General features: G+C 42.0%; 9 protein-coding genes. All 9 read right to left on the bottom strand.

From position 1 onward, the window contains the following. Window positions 1–4 precede the first annotated feature (4 nt). On the bottom strand, window positions 5–1,696 hold the full coding sequence (locus tag FRX45_RS00625) for a glycoside hydrolase family 172 protein (protein WP_152266451.1): 1,692 nt from the start codon (window positions 1,694–1,696) through the stop codon (window positions 5–7). Window positions 1,697–1,730: 34 nt separating this feature from the next. Then, window positions 1,731–4,802: a glycoside hydrolase domain-containing protein gene (locus FRX45_RS00630; RefSeq protein ID WP_152266452.1), complete on the bottom strand. Its 3,072-nt coding sequence runs from the start codon at window positions 4,800–4,802 to the stop codon at window positions 1,731–1,733. Between the two features lie 64 nt (window positions 4,803–4,866). After that, entirely contained in the window at window positions 4,867–7,218 is a 2,352-nt protein-coding gene (locus tag FRX45_RS00635) for a hypothetical protein (protein ID WP_152266453.1), read from the bottom strand. Between the two features lie 370 nt (window positions 7,219–7,588). Continuing rightward, window positions 7,589–10,222, bottom strand: a complete 2,634-nt coding sequence (locus FRX45_RS00640; RefSeq protein WP_152266454.1) for a glycoside hydrolase domain-containing protein — start codon at window positions 10,220–10,222, stop codon at window positions 7,589–7,591. Between the two features lie 157 nt (window positions 10,223–10,379). Further along, window positions 10,380–13,346, bottom strand: coding sequence for a LamG-like jellyroll fold domain-containing protein (locus FRX45_RS00645; RefSeq protein ID WP_152266455.1), 2,967 nt, complete (start codon window positions 13,344–13,346; stop codon window positions 10,380–10,382). Window positions 13,347–13,472: 126 nt separating this feature from the next. Beyond that, window positions 13,473–14,567, bottom strand: coding sequence for an alpha-L-fucosidase (locus FRX45_RS00650; RefSeq protein ID WP_193311533.1), 1,095 nt, complete (start codon window positions 14,565–14,567; stop codon window positions 13,473–13,475). Between the two features lie 177 nt (window positions 14,568–14,744). Next, window positions 14,745–16,487, bottom strand: a complete 1,743-nt coding sequence (locus tag FRX45_RS00655; RefSeq protein ID WP_152266457.1) for a RagB/SusD family nutrient uptake outer membrane protein — start codon at window positions 16,485–16,487, stop codon at window positions 14,745–14,747. 35 nt (window positions 16,488–16,522) lie between these two features. Beyond that, complete coding sequence (locus FRX45_RS00660; RefSeq protein ID WP_193311534.1) at window positions 16,523–19,858, bottom strand: SusC/RagA family TonB-linked outer membrane protein; 3,336 nt, start codon at window positions 19,856–19,858, stop codon at window positions 16,523–16,525. A 249-nt stretch (window positions 19,859–20,107) separates the two neighbouring features. Beyond that, window positions 20,108–21,199: a FecR family protein gene (locus tag FRX45_RS00665; RefSeq protein WP_193311535.1), complete on the bottom strand. Its 1,092-nt coding sequence runs from the start codon at window positions 21,197–21,199 to the stop codon at window positions 20,108–20,110. Between the last annotated feature and the right edge of the window lie 28 nt (window positions 21,200–21,227).

The following is a 21,227-nucleotide window of genomic DNA, read 5'->3' on the forward strand; positions in this document are numbered from 1 at the left end:
AAAACTAACGCCTGTTTTGATTCGCTTTTATTTTTGTTGCTATACTATCTATTTCCCGAAGTGTAATCAGGGGTTTGGTTACCTCATCCGGCATTGGCTGCCTGTTGCTTACTGCGCCGGGAAATGCATACCAGAAAACAACAGCAGAATAATCCAGGATATCCCAGGGATTGCGTATCTGTGTTCCCGGTGATGCCTCCATATCAAAAACCAGGCGTTTGGTAAAAGGTATCGCATCTAAGGCTCTTACCCTTGTACAAATATTGAATCCTTTAGCGCCCCTTCTTCCTGCTGTAGCAGTACCTACCGCTATATTGGCCAGATATGGATGGGAAAACACATCGTCTTTTCCGGGATTTTCGCCACCGGCCCATCCATAATAATCTTCAGTTCCTGTACCAAAATGACCGGGAAATTTTTTATCCCAATCATTATCAATGTAAATCTTTTCATCTCCTTCTCCCCACCACCCTTCATCGGGGTTCAATACAGTTAATGCATCACCCACAATAACACCCTTTCCTTTTATATCAATAAAATTCCAGTCTTTAAATACATTGCCCTGCACCAGTTCATTGCTGCGCCAACTTGCATGAAAATGCATGGAACGGTCATTCCATTTCCAATCACCATACTTTACCTCAAATCTTTCCACATCAAGCCCCGTCTTACCCATATTTTTAAGATAAAAACGGGCGGAAGACCGGAATGGCATTTCCCAGGTGCAGATCATTTGCCCCAGCGCAGATACGGTTCTTGTAAATGTTTTAAAAGGGTTAACCGCATTTGCACTGCCAAAAAAGTCTCCCAACGGAGTCCAGATTGCTTCTTCGCCATCAAAAGAAGCAACCAATACTACGGAGCGTAAAAGTTCCGGGTGCATTTTGAACTGTTCGGGATCAAATTTTATTTCCAGTTGCCGCACAGATGCCGTTTTATTAATATCAAGTTGCAGCGCTTTACCCGGACCTATTCTTCCCCGTGCATTTACAGCCGCTGTTTCTTCAGTGATGTAAACCGCATGCAGAGACCGGCTAACCGAATCCATAACAGGAAGGGACATACGTAATTTACCGGGTGTAAAGGTTTCAACAATTGTTCCTGGCGGATAAGCCCGGTAATTTATAATATGATAAAATGGCTTTTTATTAAAGGTGATCTTACAATTCTTCGCAAAAGGAATGGGCAGGTAGCAATCTCCGGCCCTGGCAGTTTTTTGCGCAAATGGGGGAGGAATGGAGCCTTTGCCTGTGATTAGTTTAAAATAATTTTCACTAATAACGGGTTGAGCATTCCCGTCAACATAAATATTAATATCCGGTCCCTCCAAATCGTCTAACCCACCATAGTAAAAATAAGGAGCCCACATCCTGGTAATTGCCCCTGCACCTTCATGTTCCATTACTACCCATTCTTCCTGCCCGTTGTTCTTTTCTTTACGGATAAAACCAATACCATCACTATCTGCAAACCATCCTGCTGCATCTTTTATTTTTGACTCACGGTTGTAGCTACTCGCCTGCATAGATTGATACGCAGGCTGAGGAAATTGCGCAAGCTGTTTCCTGTCTGCCATTTCATGCAGCAGCGACTGAAAAGTAACCTGCGACCATCCTTGTTCCAGACTACAGGCCACTATAATAAAAATAAACAATACGCTTAATCGCACATTCCTTGAAACAGAATAGTTTTTCAAATGATATTTTTTTAATTATGCAGCACAGTATTTGTTACTGTTTTTTAATAAAAATTATTAATCCCTGCCCTGCCGGGAGTTTTATTTTTTCGATTGAATTAACAGGATGTTCTTCCTGGTATCCGGAAATGAAAGGACATGTTATTATTGCATTTTCTTTTTCCATATTCAGCTTATCCCAGTCCACAAGAATATCTGCCAATTGATCCTCTTTCGACCAGTTGGCCAATACAACTACTGCCTCTTTTTCCTGTTGATAGGTAGTAGTTTTAATCCATTGATTATTGGTAACAACAGGATTTTCCTTATTCCAATAACCCTTCATTGCACTGTTTTTTATTCCGGTTTCGTCCCAGAATTTCCACACCGGCGTTGGATTACAATTTGTCCATCCAAGCCGGGAAGTCATTCCGTATATCATTCCTTTATAAAAATTACCGCAATTGTGCAGCATTTCACTATAAAGTCCAAAAGGAATACCTGAAATTTCTATGAGCCAATAATCGTCAGGCTCTTTCTCATACTGATATCCTTCACCCAGCCAAAGACTATTTACTGCCGGAAAAAGTTCCATATACTGATTGGCAGGACTGTTTAGTCCATACGTAGGTTCAAAATTGTTGCCTGAGTGAAAATCGATAAGGCAACTATCTGCAGCATTATCCATCACTTTCCTTACCCGTTTCATAATCTCGCGATCATAGCCAACGCCATCAAGATAAATTCCCTTCATTCCTGTATTTTTTACCAACCAGCCCAGTCCTTCAATATAGTAATTATGCCACCTTGATAACCCTGTTGTGCGGATAGATATATCCATTTCGCCACTCTCGAGGGGATTGTGCCAGGCAGGATCATAATTCTTTATAAGGTGCTCTTTTAACCATGCAGCTCCTGTTGGATTTTTTAAAACGGCCGGGCTTTCCGCAAACTGATCTGCCAATTGTATTCCGGCCCCACGGGTGAAAATTTCATCTCCTAAACTCAGCAGTGGCCAAAGCTCTGCAGTATTGGTAACACTCAATTCCCTTACGGTGTAATAAAGTTTGGAACGGATTCCTTTGCTTTTAGCCTGATCAATATAAGCTTTGAGCTTTCGTGTTGCAGCAAAAGGATAATTAATATAGGGATTGAGCTGATTGCCCTGGTGAATATTCATAATGTTGGCGCCCCCCTTTTCAGCGCGGCTCAGCCAGTTATTAACAGGAGGATCGGCCTGAAAGTAACGTTGGGCCCAATGTTCATTGTCCAGTGGCTTGAGCGGGGTAATTAATAATCCAAAATTAAAATGAAGTATTTCGCCTGCTTTCACTGTTTTTTTTCCTGTAAAAGCATGCATCTGCACATCCTGTGCATTCTCTTCAATCAAACAACCTCCAAGTCCGTCGTTGCTCCAGTCTTTATATGTTCCGGTTTCATCAAACCCATACATTTTCCAATCTGGTATTTGATGTTTGAGTTTGCATTGCAAACCCGCATTTACACCACCCAGCCAAACCATATTATTGGCTTTGTCTGCTTCCCATTTCCATTCCCATTTTGAAGGACGCATCCCTCCTTTTTTTCCCATTCCCATCATATAGGTGGATGCAGATTTAGTATATGGAATAATCAAACGAAGATCATCAAAACCAACAGCCTTTTTGGCTTTCAGCGTTACATAGTAATTTATGTATCCATCACATTCCATTTTTGCAGAAACTTCCATATCAGCAACATCACTGGTGTTTACCGTTTTCCAGTATACCGCCCCGCTCAACTTTTGTGTGATGACTGGCCTATTCGTTTTCCAGCGCAATTCTTTTCCTTTTATAAGCGCTGTAAAACGTATAGCATCTGCAAGAATTTGCTTTGGTGTACCATTTACTGCAGCATTATCAGCAGTATAGGTACTTATGATCTCTTTGGGAAAACCAGTTTTATCGAAGGTAAGGGAACGGCCTAAAACACTCACTGTTTGTTCATGAACTGTTACAGGCGTATATGGTTTGAACACTTTATCATCCAGCCCAATATCAGAATCAAGCCAGTTGAGCCTCGCCAGTCTTGCAAGGTCATCATATCCACGATTGGTTATCACTTCATCTTTAACAGTAAGATTAACACTTATGGTTTCCGAAACATCATTTCCATCCCTTACTTCAACAGTTCCGGTATATTTACCTGGCAAAGCGTCTGTAGCAATATCTACGCCTATCCACAGAGGTTGAATATTATTCTTTATTATCGCTACCTCTTTGAGGAAAGGATTACCCAACCAATCTTTCCCACCCGTATTAAAACAACGTATGGCGCTGGAAGGAATTTTATTTCCCCGGGTATTTTTGAGGTCAGAAAATTTAAGTTGGACATCATTCAAATTTTTGCCAATGGCGAACACCCCTAATTGAAAAACATAAAATTCATTGCGCAGGGCTGTTCCTGAAAATTGATCAGTGTCGCCTTGTTTTATCCACCGCTGAGGAAGCGCTTCCGTCATACGGATAGGAAATTTTCGATCTTCTGTAAATACTATAAAATCTTTTCCGGGATACCGTGCAATTAACGCCTTTGTTTCTGCTGCAGTAGCCGGTATTTCCATTGGGAAAAAACTATGCTCCTCACTTACTGATTCAAACCGCAGAACAGTAGCTTCCGGCAATCGCTGCAACACTTCCTGTCTTTTTTGATCAGTTGAAAGATGGTTTTTTTTCAGCCATCCTGGTTCGCTGATGTCTTTTGCCGGCTGATAAATAACTGTGGGCAACCAACTATTGCCGGTATTTTTGGAAGGAAGATAATAAAGATGATATAATCCTTTGCCGGTAACAGGTTGAAAAATAATATCTCCATATTCCGCGTTAATGGCAGTTCTAAAAATATTATTAACTCTTCTTCCTGTTGCAGCATCAATCAATATTAAATCTTTTTTTTCTGGTTCTGCATCCCTGCGCCGCCACGGAATATGCACATGCACTGCATCTGCATTGCTGTCTACACGAATAACTACCCGGTGATTACCGAGCCCTTCGCGATCCCATCGCCCGGCTGCATATTGAATTTCCTGCGCAATCAAAGCACCGTTTACAAAGCAGCAAACAAAGAATATTACCGACCTAAGATGCATTTTTATAAACTTTAGTTATCAATTTATTGTTATCCGCAACATTGTATTGGCTTATCAATATTTTTTATTTCGATTTTGAGCTGATCTGTTCACCATCACCAATTGCCCTTATTTCTATTTTTACCTCAGGTGAATTTTCTCCGGATATTACACCATCAACCATGATGTTATTAATGCCATTACCAAGTGTGGGAACAGTTTTTATTGGTGCTTCTTTTATGAGCTTCCGGTGCTGATCCAGCAAACGAATATTTTTGCCATCGCTGACCAGTATCTGTCCCTTACTAACGTCAAAGGGTATCTCCAGTTTCGCATAATTATTAAGTTCAATTGCAGGAGTTTCCCACACAGCAGGTGTACTGCCTTCTGAATGGAGCTGTATCACAAATTGCAACGGCTGCTCCTTATAAGGGTTATCAAATGAAAGGGCTGAATATACCGGCTCTCCGGGCTGCTTAATTTTTTGTTTATGCAGGAGTATAGCAGTTTGTACCGGCAGCAGGTTCCAGGTATTGTCATTGATCTTTTGCAGGTGAAATTCTTTTTTAATATCACGCAATGCTTCCTTTTGCGATTCTTTAAATGCGCCTGACAGCCGGGCCTTTTCCCACTCCCTTATTGTGTTTAACAGTTGTTCTCCCAATCCATTCTTCCTGATATTCTCTATACTGGTCGACAACGCGAATCCTGCATCAAAACCAGCAGACCTTGCCAATAGCCATTCCAGGTCTTCCATACCGGTAGTGGGGTCAAGTTTAAACCAGCCCAGCATTCGCGGAATAAAGTTGCGGTAATAATAGTCCTGGTTTTTAAGCCGGTATTGCGTTTGGCTTTCTCTAAATCCTGCATACCATGGCTCCCCCCAGTTCATTCTGGTGAAAATATGCCAGAAATAATGACCAGGACCACTGGCATCGTTGATTACATGTCCCTGCAATTCAGGCTTAAGCAGATCGTACCATTTTTTTACAAATAACTGTGTAGCGTACTGTCCCATTCCGGTAGACCAGCTCCCTTCCAATCCATCAAAAGATATTTGACGCAGCCCGGTTTCATTAAACAGGCTGGCAATATTTGTAGCAATCTCATTCTGCAAACTCATATCCGGCAGAAAAACTTTGTAGCCGTGATCCATCAGCTTGGCGATAGTATCTCCTTTCTCATGTTTCTGTATATGCGTACTGAAAGCGCCCCTTACACAATCTACCAACAACCAGGGCTCCTTATCTGTTACAGCACGATAACGGATAAGTTCGGTACCTATCATCACTGTTTTAAGATTGTTGTTTTTCATCTGGTTAAAAAAATCAGGCGATGCAATTGGTATAGTGGTAGCCTTATCGTCTATATCGCCTGTAATTGTGCTGCTGCCAACTTTCGCAAGTCGTTTATCCGGTACAGGTGTTACAAATGGATCGTTGGTGGTAATGAATGCAGACAGGGTGTGTACACCAAGGTCTATTTTCTGCTGAGCTGCTGTTTCAACACAACGTTTCATGCTCTGCCAGTTATCAGGAAAAGTTGTTTTATTCAATTTGAAATGTCCCCATGTATCAAAGGGTCCGGGATGGTATAAATATTTTAATCCTGCCTTTTTAGTAAGATCCAGCGCCTCCTGGAGATTTTTTTCTCCAAAACTCATTATAAAATAAGAGGATGTGGCAAGTGGAGATTTTTTGGCCCAGATACCATCAATGGTTGGATGCGGAAGCTTTTCCTGCAATTCAATTTTTTCAATTACAGACAACAGCATTTCCTGCGGAGCGCCCCATAAAGCTATTTTAGATCCTGTAACGCCTCCATCCTGTGTGTATGCAGGCGCTATATATTTATCGTGCCCCCAGTTACTGATAATCCTGCTTACATTCCGGTTGCGGCAATATGCCTGGATTACGCTTCCATAATCGGTTTGCTTAGCCGTTTGTCCTCTGAATAAAGCTTTCTGATCTCCCGGAATATCCACCAGGCTTCCTTCATAATTAAAAATATCAAACGAAGGATCTACATCATCGTCAGTGGAGGGGTAGCCACCCAATGTTTTAATATTGAGTGCCTGCAATCCAATACCAAATTTTTCATCCCATACTGTACCTACGGTTTCTCCTATTCTTTTATGAATGATGGTAGGATACGGCCCCCATACCACTAATTCTACCGATTCATTTTCCTGTATTTTCTGCAGCTCAAACGTAACATAGTCTTTCTTATTTACAACGCGGATAATTGCACTGCCTTTCCAGGCCGGATAATACAGTGTTATCGATGATGAACGTTTCTGCCAAACCATACGTTCGGGCGACAATAATTTCCCGTTGACCTGCACAGCCAATAATGGCGCCGGTTGCCCTGCTGCAAAATATTCTTTGCCGGTTTTATCCTGCAAGCTGGTAAGATGCCCTTTTGCATTAATCTCCATACGAAGGGTAGATGTTTCAAATGTGACCTGGGCTTTTGTGTAATAAGATAAACACAGAAAACCGAATGCTAAAAGCAACCGAAAAATAAAAGACACTTTCATCATGTATACAATATTTTCAAAGTGTTAGGAAAAAGAAAACAACGTTTTTCGAAACAGTATAATAAAAAATTAATTAACGCATTTGATTATCGGTAAAAACAACCGGCCTGGTGTTGATGCCAGACCGGTATATAAAAGCCCAAAACTAACTGCCGCGGATTACTGCAAAACCGGATAAATTATCACCTGCTGCTTCATTTGCTTCAACCTGGTATTTTCTCTTATGATACACACCGAACAAATAAAAAATCAAAATGTCTCATATCCATTACTGGTTTTCCTTAACAACAATCATATATCCTTTTTTACCTGGAATACTTACTGAACTCAATGATTGCAGCGGCTGTTCATCCTGGAAATCTTTTACAAAGGGTATACTGATCGTGCATTTGGATGGATCATAACCAAGCGCACTCCAATCTATGATCACTGAACTCACCTGGTCTTCTTTACTCCAGTTGGCTACCGCAATAATGCTTTCTTTATTTCCTTTAAATACAGATGCTTTGATGTGCTCATTGTTGGTAGTAACCGCACAGGTTTTATCCCAATAGCCGGTCAGTTCCTTTTCTTCAAAGTTGTGCTGATCCCAGAACTTCCATAATTCATCCGGCGTATTGCCTGTCCAGCCCGCACGGTTGGTGATGCCGTATACCATTCCCCGCCATGGATTTCCTCCGCCTTCCAGCATTTGCCCGGGCAAGCCAAAAGGGATACCCGACACTTCAACCAGCCAATGATCGGGCAGGCGGTTATAATCTCTTCCTTCGCCTATCCATACCAGGTCGAAATAGGGAAGCAGGTCCATATACAGGTTCAAACAGTTGGCATACCCGGCCCACTTATTAAAATGATTCCAGCTATGCAAATCCATTCTGCCTTCCGGGCGGTACTGGTCAATCAGTTTCCTTGCGCGGCGCAATGTAAACCGGTCGAGCGCTGCATCGTCAATGTACACACCATCAATTTTCAAATTTTTCAGCATCCAGTCAAGCCCGCCAATGTAAAAATTATTCAGCCTGCTGTTGGGTGTAGTAATAACAGAAAGATCCAGTTCTCCTTTAAATTTTCCTTCTTTCACAACATTGTACCATGCGGGAATATATTTCTCCCTGAGGTTTTTAATGAGCCATTCATTGGGCCCCTTGGGATGCAATGCTTCCGTGCGGCTGGCATTGCCCGGGCCGGGAAACAGCACCTCCCCGTTCAAACTGTAAAAAGCCTGAAACTCGGGAATGTTTTTAGTGAGCTCACGGGTGGTATAATACAGTTTCAGCCGCTGTTTTTCTTCATGCGCCTTATCAACCAAAGCTTTTAATTCCGCAGTATTTTCATCTAAGTAAGGGTAATTAATAAAAGGGTAGATGTTTTCGGCATGATGGATATTGATGATATTGGCGCCTGCTTTTTTAGCCTTTTCAATTTTGCTGAATGCATCTGTTCCCCCGCCGTGAAAATACCTGTCGCCATATTTTACTTCATTGCTGATGGTTCTGAAAGGAGTGATCAATAATTCAAAGTCATAATTTAATATACTGCCTGTGGCCATCTGGCGGTTTCCTGAATAGGCATTGATCCATACCGTATTATCTTTTTCATCTACATACACACCGCCTTTGTTGTGATTGCCCCATGACGGGGGAAGATGTAATGGTCCAAACTTGTAGTAAATATTAACCAACGGCAGGGTATAATTCTCCGCTTTTAGCTTAAGCCTCAGTCCGCCATTAACTGCTCCAAGCCATAAAGCGTCCTGGTTTTTTGTGGTATCCCACTGCCATTGCCAGGAAGCGGGACGCAAGCCACCTTCGCGGTTCAGCCCCATCATATACTCAGCTTTTTCTTTATTTACCGGTACTTCCAGGCGAATATCCCTGATCTTCAAAGGCTTCAGCGCTTTTAATGCGAGCCTGTAATCCACAAAGCCATCGAACTCAAGTTTGCCCGAGCAAATCAATTCACATTCGGCCGAGCTGTTTTTTACCTGCCACGCTATATACCCGGGAGCCTGTGCTGTAAACTGCAATGGACCGGGTTGCAAAGCGATGGTATCACCATTTTCCTTTTCAATTACAAAGCGGAATGCTTCGCTAAGTATGGGCTCGCCTTTTTGTGATATGCTTTGATTGGAAGCGGTGAAATAACTGGCAATTGCCGCCGGCAAACCATTGGCAGCAATATCCACCGACCGTCCTAAAATATGCAGCGTATTGCCTTGACGGCTAACGGGATTGTATCCTTTGGTAACCTCATCATTAATACCGAGTGTACTATTCAGCCAGTACATCCGCGATAAGCGTTTGCCCTCGTTGAAGCCGTGATCTTCCACCACCTCACCATCAATCTCCAACTGTATTTTTATCGTTTGCGCTTTATTGTTAGCCGATACCGTTGCGGTACCATAATAGGTTCCTTTTGCAACACCCGAAAGATCCATGCCAATCCACAAAGGCTGTACCTTATCTTTTTGAATAGCTATCTTTTTTGTAAACGGATTTCCGAGGTAATCAATGCCACCCGCGTTAAAGCAACTCACCTTGCGGGAAGAAATTGTTTTCCCATTTTTGGTTTTCAGATCGGAAAAACGGAGTTGTATGTTTTTCAACTCATTTTTTATGGCCCATACGCCCACCTGGTAAACAAAGTATTCACCCGGCTGCGCCTGTAAAAAGAAGTCATTTTTTGAAGAGTTCTTTTCCAACCACGATACCTCCAAAGAATCATTCCACCTGATGGGATGCTCTCTTGTTTCGGGAAAAATGTAAAACGGCTGCTTGGATAACGCCGTGTACGTTTTTGCTGCGGTTTCCGCTGAAATGTAATTTTCCGTTCCGGATTGGCTATAAACGCTTACGCTAATGAATAGCGAAAGGCATAAAAAGCTATTTTTCATTTTCACCATATTATTTGTTTTTACTATCAATAGTAATACTATCATTTATATTAATAGCGCCCATGATGCGTTAAGCAAATGGCTCCGGAGGCCTGAAAGTTTTTCATTCTTTATTCTCTAAGCTCATCCACAACCCTTTTAAAAGGTTCAACAGAAACAAAATATATTATCCTTTTTCTACCACCAGCCAGGTAAACCCGCCAGCAGGGACTTCAACCGGCACCTCCGCTTCGTAATTATGATTCAGTGTATAGATTTTCGGAGCGCCTTCCTGTTCTCTTATTTTTGCTACAGTTTTTAACCCGGTATAATATAAGGGTAAGCGGAAATTTTTTTTGATGGGCTGATCCGTAGGATTAAATATAATCGCCATCCCCCTGGTATCCAATTCCGGGTTCACATGAAACATCGCATCCAGGTTCCTGCCCGTTGGCCGTCCAATATGAATGATATCCGAAGTAAGGATACTCCTGTACTTTTTGAACCAGCCTGTCCACTTTTTTACCATCGCTTTTGTTTCGGGTGTATCATATAAGCGGTTGCCCCTTACCGTAAACTGGCAACCACTGGCAAGATGCTGAAAAAGCCCAACTTCGTAGCGATCCATATTTTCCGAAAGTGGTTCCAGCCCGATTCGGGGATCATTGGAGTAAAACCCCACCAGTTGAAGCGTCATCCAGCCCATTGTTGGCGCCTTGTGCCAGGTGCCGTCATAAATATATTGCCTCCCCAGCAACAACTGCTGTTGCGGTGTAAGGTTGGCGCTTGCTTCGCGGTAACCCATACCAGTGGCAGCCTGCCCGTTTAAGAAATACCAGTCCGGCATAGGCGTGTACATATTCCTGCGTTGCAGCTCATGTATCACACGGGTTTGAAATTTCCATTGTTCCCATTGGGAATCATAATAATTGTGATGATGGGGATGATCAACCGCTGCACACGCATCACCATGATAAGGGCCGTCCACATTTAAAGACATTAATCCTGTAGTGTCAAAAAATTTCCACATTTTAGGGTAGTATATATCCTGCCATTTACTGGCAATACATACACTTTGCCCGAAAAAGCTGCCAGGCTTACCTGTGGCCGGGTCAATACAATCATATGCAGCACCTCTTCCACGCGAAGCTACCTGCAGCTCGTAACCACCTGTTATAATGCCTTTGGTTTTTGCGTAATCCGCTACCTCTTTCCATAAAGACAGGTATGCCGGGGCAAGGTTATCATGGCTGATCCCCGGCCAGGCCATCACATCCAGCCTTTCGAACCCCAGCTCACTCATCTGGTCAATAAATTGTTTTAGTTTCACGGGATCTTGCGAAGTAATACCGCCTGTGAGTAAACTTTCAGATACCTGGGGCGCCAGTTTACGGTATAACTTTCGGTTGGCTAAGGTTTGCCGCTCCTGATCATCATTATCATGCAATAATTCAAATGTGCTGAAGGAATGAAACAAAGAATCCTTAGCCACATGAGCCGAAGGTCCAAAATGGAGTGTGCTCAGTAACAAGTTGAAATGCGGATTCTTCAGAAAAAGATCTTCTGCGGGGTTATGGGTGGCCCAGGTATTATAATCCGGGTCTACTACCCAATGCGTGGTACCGTATCCAAAACGGGCAGTGTTATTTTTATCATCAGAAGGATAAAGTGTGGAACCACTTGCTTCGGGCGTATTGTTAACGGCGGCGAAAGCATAATCGCTTTCCACATGCAGGCGGCTTTTCTGGTCTTGTGATACTGCAAGCACCTCACATTCCATTTTATTCACCACAATTTCCCTTCCCATATTATTTTTTACCGTTAGCCATTTACGGATAACCGGCATTCCTTCATACATTTCGTAGTGTACATCAATGGTTACTCCGCTCATAGCGGCAGGTGGCTGGTAATGCATGATAATATGTAATCCTTTTGGCGGCCACCCTGTATTTACCGCATTGTATTTAACCTGCCATGGATAACGGGGTTCGGGATCACTGATCTCCATTCCGGAAAAATAAAAAGCATCAGGCTCCGCAACCAGGGATGCACACCATTGTTCTAAAAAATATGCTTTTTCAGGTTGTCCAACCAAACCGCCTATATTATACCAAACGCTGTCGAGCATCACCCGGGCCTCCGGCTTAATAGCACGGATATATTCCGCATCATCGGATAAATTTTTAAAGCTGATACAACCGATATTACCTGCTATATAAAATGTTCTGCTGGCCAGTCCATTGGTAAGCATTAGCTTGGCTGTTTCGCCATCCTTGTTTTTTTGCAATAATAACTTTACTTGCTGGTTAACCGGTGTAACCAGCCAGTCTTCCTTTACAACTGAAGCGCTCAATTCATCAACCATTGTTACCTGCGGAATATCTGCTAAGGATGTGATCAGCGATCTTTGTTTATCGGTAATCTGTTTTTGCTTTTTATGCAGTTCTTCCACATTGAGCAATAAATATTTTTTAACATCAAACTTTGAAGCATACGTGCTTAATCTTGCAGCATAAATCAACCCATTGAAATTGGCGTTATTGCCTGCATTAGCCAGAGAAAAATTATCCGCTACCTGTTTTGATAAACGGAATTTGCCTTTCCTTTCTCCATTCACATATAAGTTTCCATTGCCATTTTCGTTTACCAGTGCCAGATGGACCCATACTTCGGGCGCAACCGGCGCCATCACATAAGATTCTTTGCCATCAACAACGGCCACCCAGTTAGATCCCTGCTGTGCGATAACATATCCTTTTGAAAGGTTTCCGAAAGCTATCACACCAAAGTTTGTTCCCAGGTGATCATCATTGTTATCGAGCGTAGCTGCCTTTACCCAGGTTTCTAAAATAAATTTACCCGAAATTTCTCCCATCTCTTTTTTAAGAGCATACGAGGCATTCCCTTTGAATAAAACAGATCCTTCGCCATTCAGTTTCTTATCAGCGGGTGCATCTGCGAAAAATAAAGGAGTACCTGAACTTTTTAAATCATTCCCGTTTCCGCTCAAATCCTTTAAGGATTCCGGCGCAGCCGCAAAAGTAACCGCACCCGATCTGCCCATATTGTAATAAGCTTTCGTAACCAATTGTCCATAGCTTTGAGTACAGAACACTACACTGATTAATATAAGCGCCAAAGACATTTTACTCATTACTAAAGAAAATTTACCGGACGGTTATACATTTACCCCCGCTTAAAAAATAATATTGACTAATGTGATCTTAGCAATGACATGCATACGCAATCACCTGTTTATTTCATTGATTTTTTTACAAGATTATTTATTCCCCTTCAGCCGGCGTGAGATGCCTTTAAGGGACTCGAGATGTGATGTTTCTATACTACCATCTCTAAACAAGCATACATCAATGCTCACAACACCACCATTCGCATTACATTTACGGATGTAATCGGCCATAAAATCAGGAGTATACCGCAAACCCGGTGCGGCCCACTCACTACCCAGGTAAGACAAGATATGCCACTGCACACCATCGCGCCAACGGGAAAGCGGCACTTCACCAAACTTGTTCTGCTCACCCGTAGTATAATCATCTTCCGGCGTTGATGAGTTGGAGCTTGTCATTTTAGGGTTGTTCAATGCAATGATCCTTTTTGCATTGCCTGCCCGGAGACCTTTTGCGAGGATAGCCCACTTTTCTTTGTTGTACCCAATATATTCATAACATCCATCTGTCCACCATCCCGCCACTTTATCCTTATAACGTTCGCCATATTCCGCTGCTACGTTCGCCCATTGCTGCACATAATGTTCGGAAACCTTCTCCGTATAGCCCATAGCTTTAGCGGCTTTTTCATCATCACGCGGGCCATCACCCGTCCAGTACAGCATTAATTTAATACCTCTCTTATGAAGCGATGCATACAGGTCTTCCACCAGGTCGCGTGTAGAACAGGCTTCGCCAGGTTTATACCCGGTTATTTTATCGAAGGTTTTATTCGGTGCTATAAGGTGACGGGTTCTTTGCATCATGGTAAAGATTACATACGAGGCACCTGTGGATTGTATTTGCGCTGCGAATTTTTCCGTATCAAATTCATTCACGCAGGCATCCCAATCGGTTGTGCCATCCATGGCGTTAATACGGTTACCCGCACACTGCACACTATACAGGTAATGTACAAAAACGCCCCACCCGGCCGCTTTAAACCAATCTGTATTACCCGCTCTTTCAGCAGGAATCCGGCTCTTTAATTCCGGCACAGTATCTTTTAATAGCGCAGGATGTTGTACATACCCGTTATTAGCCATCAGAGGCAGCATAACTATGGTTGATACATCCCGTTTTCCATCTAAAAAAAGAAACAGGGATAAGAATGGCATATAAAAAACAAGCAAATAAATTTTCATTATTATTTGTATTATTACTAACCGGCAGTTTTTTGGCTTTTTTGTATAGTTTATATTAAGCCATACCATAAATTAAAGAGTATAGTATGCGTAAGCCCTCCGTTTATTAACCAGAGGCTTACGCATAAACAATACATATCGCTGCAATTTTTATAGCAGGAGTGGAATATATTTTAATTACTGCAAAGGATCAAAATCTCCTCCCCAGGTATTATTTTGCTCAATCTTGCTGTTACGATCTAAAACTGATTTTGGTATACCAAAGAAGGAATACTTGTCTTCATCCAGCATCACTATTTGACGGTAATCGCGGTTTTCTGTTACTGTGAATTGATCCCAGATTGTATTAATATCAGTTAAACCCGTTGGCCGGTTTGCAGCGGTACCATTCCATTCAAACCTTAAACCGTGAAAGTATTTGTCTTTAAAACTATTAAAAGTGGAAGCATAAATACGCCATCTGCGCAGGTCCCAAAAACGTTGGCCTTCAAAAGCGAATTCAACTAAACGTTCGTCCATTATAGCTTTTCTGATATCAGGAACTGTTGCAGCAGTAATCCCGTATTTCCCCCCGGCACCTGGCTCTATCCCTGCTCTCTCACGGATTTGGTAAAGTACAGTAAGTGCTTCAGAAGTGTTTTCTATCTCATTAGCAGCTTCCGCCATATTCATTAATACTTCTGCATACCTGATCTCAATCCAGTCAACCTGTCCATCTTCTACAGTCGTTCTGGTTATGTTGCGGTCGAGCATTTTAGCGGGATAAAATCCTGAATGGGAAAATAAATTTTCACTGTTATCAGCCCTGGCTTCTTTACCATTAATACCAGTAGCTGCATTACCATCCGCATCATAAAAATAAGTCCACATATTTTCCTTCCCAAACATTTCAGCCAGGAAAGGATCAGCGCCATTATATGCAATGGAAGCGTAAAAACGTTCATCCCGGTTTTGGAACAATTTCCTGTAGTCCATTGTTGCCGGATCATATTTCGAACCGTCCTTCATTGGGTATGCATTCACTAATTCAAGTGAAGGAATATTTCCTCCTACACAACCACGTGCATATAGCAGAGGGCGCATACAAGCCTGAGAATAGCCATTGGCAAATCCCGGATATTGGAATCTTTTTACCATGATTACCTCTTTGTTCATTTCATCGGTCCACAGTTCTTTATAATTGCTGTACAAACCTTTGCCGTGTGCATCTAAAAATGAAAGGGCATCTTTATTCGCATTATATGCATCAGTCCAGCGTGAAAGGTCATTGGCACGGTTAAACTGAGGACTGGCCCAATACAGCAGCACCCTGCCTTTAAAAGACATGGCAACACACTTATCAATACGACCAATTGTACTAACCGGTTCTAATAAAGCAATAGCTTCATCAACATCCTTTAAAATTTGAGCAATACATTCAGAAGTTTTACTCCGTGGAACAAAAACAGCGTCCTCATCACCCGGTGACTCAGGGGCTAAAATTAACTCAACTCCGCCATAAGCCTTAACCATTCTAAAGTATGCCCATGAACGCCAGAAAAGCGCCTGCCCCTTTAACGAATTTTTAATTTCATCAGCAAATAATGCTTTGTCTATTTCTGCAAGGAATATGTTGATTTTCCTGATGTTCGCATAAGGAAAATCATTATAAGAATCTGAAGTTAAAGTACCGTTCAGGTATGCGCTTAGTGCTTCTGCATACTCCCCGTTCACGACCATTGTTTCATCTGTTATTCTGCCAACAGTAAATGGAGCCGGCATAAAGTTGGCGTATATATCATTTATATATGCTTCTGCGACTGCCGGATTTGACCACACGTCATCACTTCCCAGTGAACTCAGGTTTTTTTTGTTTAAAGGATTGCACCCAATAAACACTAATATGAAAAAACTATTCAATAATATCTTTACTACTTTCATATTGCTATTTTTAATAAAACAATAATAAAATTGATTTAGAACGCAACATTTGCACCCAGTGTAAATGTTTTCATAGTCGGGTATGAATTCATGCTGCCTACACTGGGATCGTGATATTTGTATTTCGAGAGTGTAATTAAATTTGTTCCCGAAACGAAGAATGTCACGCCTGAAATCGTCATTTTTTGACAGATACTTCTGGGAAGTGCATATGTAAGATTTACATACTGTAAACGTAAAAAGCTGCCATTCTTTAACCAGAAAGTTGATGGCAAATGGTCCACAGTGTAATCCCAGGTAACTGGTTGCGGGTATTTAGCATCAACATTATCTGGCGACCATGAATCAAGCCAGAAAGATGGTGGCCTTGCTCCATCAAAAAAACGTCTGCCATATCCATCATCATACAATTTCGATCCCCCCGTTACGCCCTGAAGAAATATATCTATGCCAATCCCTTTCCACCTTGCATTAAGGCTCAATCCAAATGTATATGGATTCAGGGAGTGTTTACCCTTTAGTACCTGCCTGTCATAATCGTCAATTTTTCCATCAGGAATGCCGTCCTGCCCGTTTACATCTTCAAAATTAAGTGCGCCAAGAGCGGGTGTGTGCCCATAAATTGTATAACCGGCAGGAAGATCATCTATTTCTTTTTGAGTACGGATGATATCTGTAGCAACCAGCATCCGTATATAATCAGTAGGACGCCCATTGGGGTCATCAACTTTCTGTACATTTTGAGCAACATCTCTTAATTTAACCTTGTTTGCCGCATATGAAAAATTGCCTTTTACTCCAAACTCTACTTCACCCAAATTAGTATTATAACCTAATTCGAGTTCATATCCATGTGCGTCAACAATTCCATAATTTTCGGGCGGCATGCTTCCACCGAAAGAAACAGGCAAAGAAGCGATCCTCGAATCAAGAATGTCGTAATTGTGCCTCTGGTAATATTCCGCAGAAAACAAAAAACCATTAAATAAACGAGCGTCTAAACCAAGATTCAACTCCCTGGTTTTTTCCCATGTTAAATTTGGATTCACTATTCCATTGTAAGTTACACGGGGTTGAGGAGCGGTACCGAATAAATAATCGCCATTAACTGCATAAGACTCACTCCATTTCCAGCCACCAACAGCGTCATTTCCCGCAAGCCCCCAGGAACCACGTAGTTTCAGGAAATCAATACTTTTTACTTTGAAAAAATTTTCGTTCGACATTACCCAACCGGCCGAAACAGAAGGAAATGTTCCCCAGCGATGACCAGGGCCAAAAAGCATTGAACCGTCCCGCCGGGCGGTAACATTTACAAAATACTTTTCACTATAACTATACAAAATCCTTCCTATGTAAGAGGCGCGCCCAAATTCACTTTCACTACCATTCACGTACGAGTCATTCCTGGAGGCTGATGTTGCCCAAAACTGGTCGTTCTGCACCAAAGGAAACCCTTCTCTTACCCCATAGAAATAATCGTACTTCCCTTCACTTTGCTCGTAAACCACAACCGCGTCAATATTATGTTCTCCAAATTTCCTGGCATAATTTGCAGAAAAATTCAATTGATAGTTATTGGTTGCCTCCTGGATTTTCGCCAATCTTTCTTTATTGGGATATGCTGATTTTATTGAGCCTGTAATCTCGTCTGTGTATATAGCCCCATTGGTACCTTTTCTTACTACATCATATAAAGTCGTTTTAAGTTCATGTAGCTTCATGGTGGTAGCTTCATAATTCGGGCTGTATTTTCCAGACACCGATAACCCCTCTATAACCGGAATTTTGTAAGTCAGTCCAAGCTGCATGGCAACATTACGCTCAACCCTGGTATTTGTACCGCCTTCTTCAACAAATGCCAAAGGATTTCCAATCCAGCCCGGGTTGATGAATTTTCCATCGGATGTTTTGGGCGGCACATTTGGCAGATAATAAAGTAGCCGTCCCCACAGATTACCAAATTGGGGGTTAACGTCAAAACCAATAAGATCTTCCTGCATGGCAAACCTTTTTCTTGTTCCCTGGTTATAGGCAATATTAAAAACCCCGCTCAGATTCTTCGTGAAATTCACATCAATATTTGACCGAAAATTGTATTTATTAAAATCAGCATTTTTAATAAAGGCTGATTGATCGAAAAAAGAACCACCCAGAAAATACTTTATCTTATCAGAGCCGCCACTGGCTGTAAGTGAATGCTTTTGCAACACGGGATCCTTGTATGCTAAAGTATACCAGGCTTTGGCAGGATCGTGATCGTTAAAAAAGGCTACCTCTTCATCATCATACATGGGCGCTATGCCCCTGTTTGTGCGGGCGTAATTGTTTAGTCTCACCATATCTTTAGCACCTACATAATCAGGTATCTTAGAAGGTTTGTCAAAACTATATGAATAGTTATAATTAAACTGGAATTTTCCCGATGTGCCTTTTTTGGTGGTTACAAGAATAACGCCATTCGCCGCGCGGGCGCCATATATAGCTCCCGAAGCCGCATCTTTTAAGACGGTAACATTATCCACTTCTGAATAATCCATCGCATCAAATAGCCGTTTATCAGAAACTACACCATCAATAACATATAATGGATCATTACCAGTACTTTTCCAGGTATTTACAGAACGTACACGAATAGATGCAGCATATCCTGGTGCGCCAGAGCCCTGGTTCACATATACACCGCTTAACCGGCCGGCAAGTCCATTAGAAAGATTAGGTACCGGCATATTCTTAACATCTTCAGATTTCATAACAGCAATAGCACCAGTGACGGATGCTTTCTTCTGCGTGCCATACCCCACTACCACCACTTCATCTAACCCTGAAGCGGCTACTTTTAGTACAATATTGTTTAGCTGGTTTCTTCCGTTTACCGGTATTTCTATGGTTTCATATCCTACCATACTTACTTCCAATATGGCTTTTGCGTCTACGGCAATAGAAAAAGAGCCGTCTGATTCAGTGGTAACACCAATATTCTGACCTTTTACTTTTACCGATGCTCCTTCCAGCGGGTTGCCGTTTTCATCTGTTATCTTACCTCGCAGCTCAAGCTGGTTCAACAGGTCTGACTGGCTGGGAGAAATCACCACCAGGTAATCATTTACAATTTTATAAGCCAGTGCATTACCCAGCACTTTCTGCATGATCTCCGGTATGGTAGCATCCGTAACATGGATGTTTACTTTACCAATTTTTTTGATATCGTTCTGCAGATAGAAAAAGCGGTAAGCGCTCTTTTTCTGGATATTCGAAAAAACTTTTGTCGCTTCAACCTGTTCCAAATTCAGTGAAAACCTCTCCTGGCTATACCCTTTGGCAGCGGCCTGGATAAAAGGAATTACCAGTAGCAAAACAGTTATTTTCATACACAGTAAATTCTTAAATACCGGACTGCATATATCATGCAGCCTGTACCTGCTTTTTTTCATATATTTGAATTGAAAAGTTAATAAAGGGGAATGAGCTGGCCCTACAGTCTGGCTGATTCCACTGTTTAAGTACATTAGCTTTTTTGGGGAAGAGTTCCAACCTCTTCCCTTTTTAATGGATTGTTTATGGCGGATCGTAATAAATCATAAGCAAGTTTTTGGGTTTATAATATGTATGTATAAGCGTTACCTGATAAAAACATCGTTGCCATTTATATCGTACTCAAACCCTACCATGATCTGTAATACATGCATTGCCTCATCAAGGCTTACATTATCAAAGTCGCCGGTCATGAGTATGTCTTTCATTTTCTCGTTTTTAAAATGAATATGCACATTATACCAGCGTTCCATTTTCAGCGCCACTATTTCAAGCGGCTCCTGGGTAAAAACCACTTTTTCCTTTACCCATACCGCTTCTTCCGGCATGTTCGTTTCCTTTTTATCGGGCTTTACAGCCTGCACTTCATAGTTAAGCGGCGTAATGGTAATGGGGGTATGCGCATACCCGTCCTCTTTTATTGTGCTGTTATTCCTGAGGGAAATTTTTTCATTGGGTAATAAAATCACTTTTTTTTCATCATCCTCTTTCAGGCTCACTTCCACTTTACCTTCTACTACTGTTGTTTCTATATCCTCCTTTGTGTTATAGGCTTTTACATTAAACACGGTGCCAAGCACCTTTACCATCATGCGTTTGGTATTAACCAAAAACGGGTGGGAAGCATCTTTGGTCACTTCAAAAAAAGCTTCCCCCTTTAACCACACTTCACGGTTTTTGTTACCAAAGTCTTTATTGTATACCAGGCTGCTGCCACTGTTCAAATGAACCTCTGTACTGTCGGGCAGCATTATTTTTTTTCTTTCACCTTTCAAAGCCACTGTTACCGAATCCCTGCTTTGTGCAACAACAACGGCAGAAAGTTTTTGTTTATCCGATGCGTAAAGCAGCCACACACTCAACAGCACAAGCCCGGCCACGCATGCCGCTACCATGGCCCTGAAAAAAAACATTTTTTTTGTTTTTGGCCGAAACAAGGGTACGGCTTCCCCGTTTTCAGGTTCCGTTTGAAAACGCTGCACGGTACGCTCCCACTTTTCGTCCAGCTCCTTTTCATTTACCTTAGCTTTTTTCTGCCAGATCTCCTGTACCATCTCCAACAGGTAGGGTTGAACTGATTCATCCTGCAGCAGTTGCCCCAATTCAGCCAGTTCATTGTCGGTTGCTTCATTACTTAGCTTTTTTCCCAGTAAAATAAAAATCCTGGCTTCCTTCATTTTGAGCATTGTATTCTAAAGGACACAA

This window comes from Agriterribacter humi (assembly GCF_009192765.1).
GTDB lineage: Bacteria > Bacteroidota > Bacteroidia > Chitinophagales > Chitinophagaceae > Agriterribacter > Agriterribacter humi.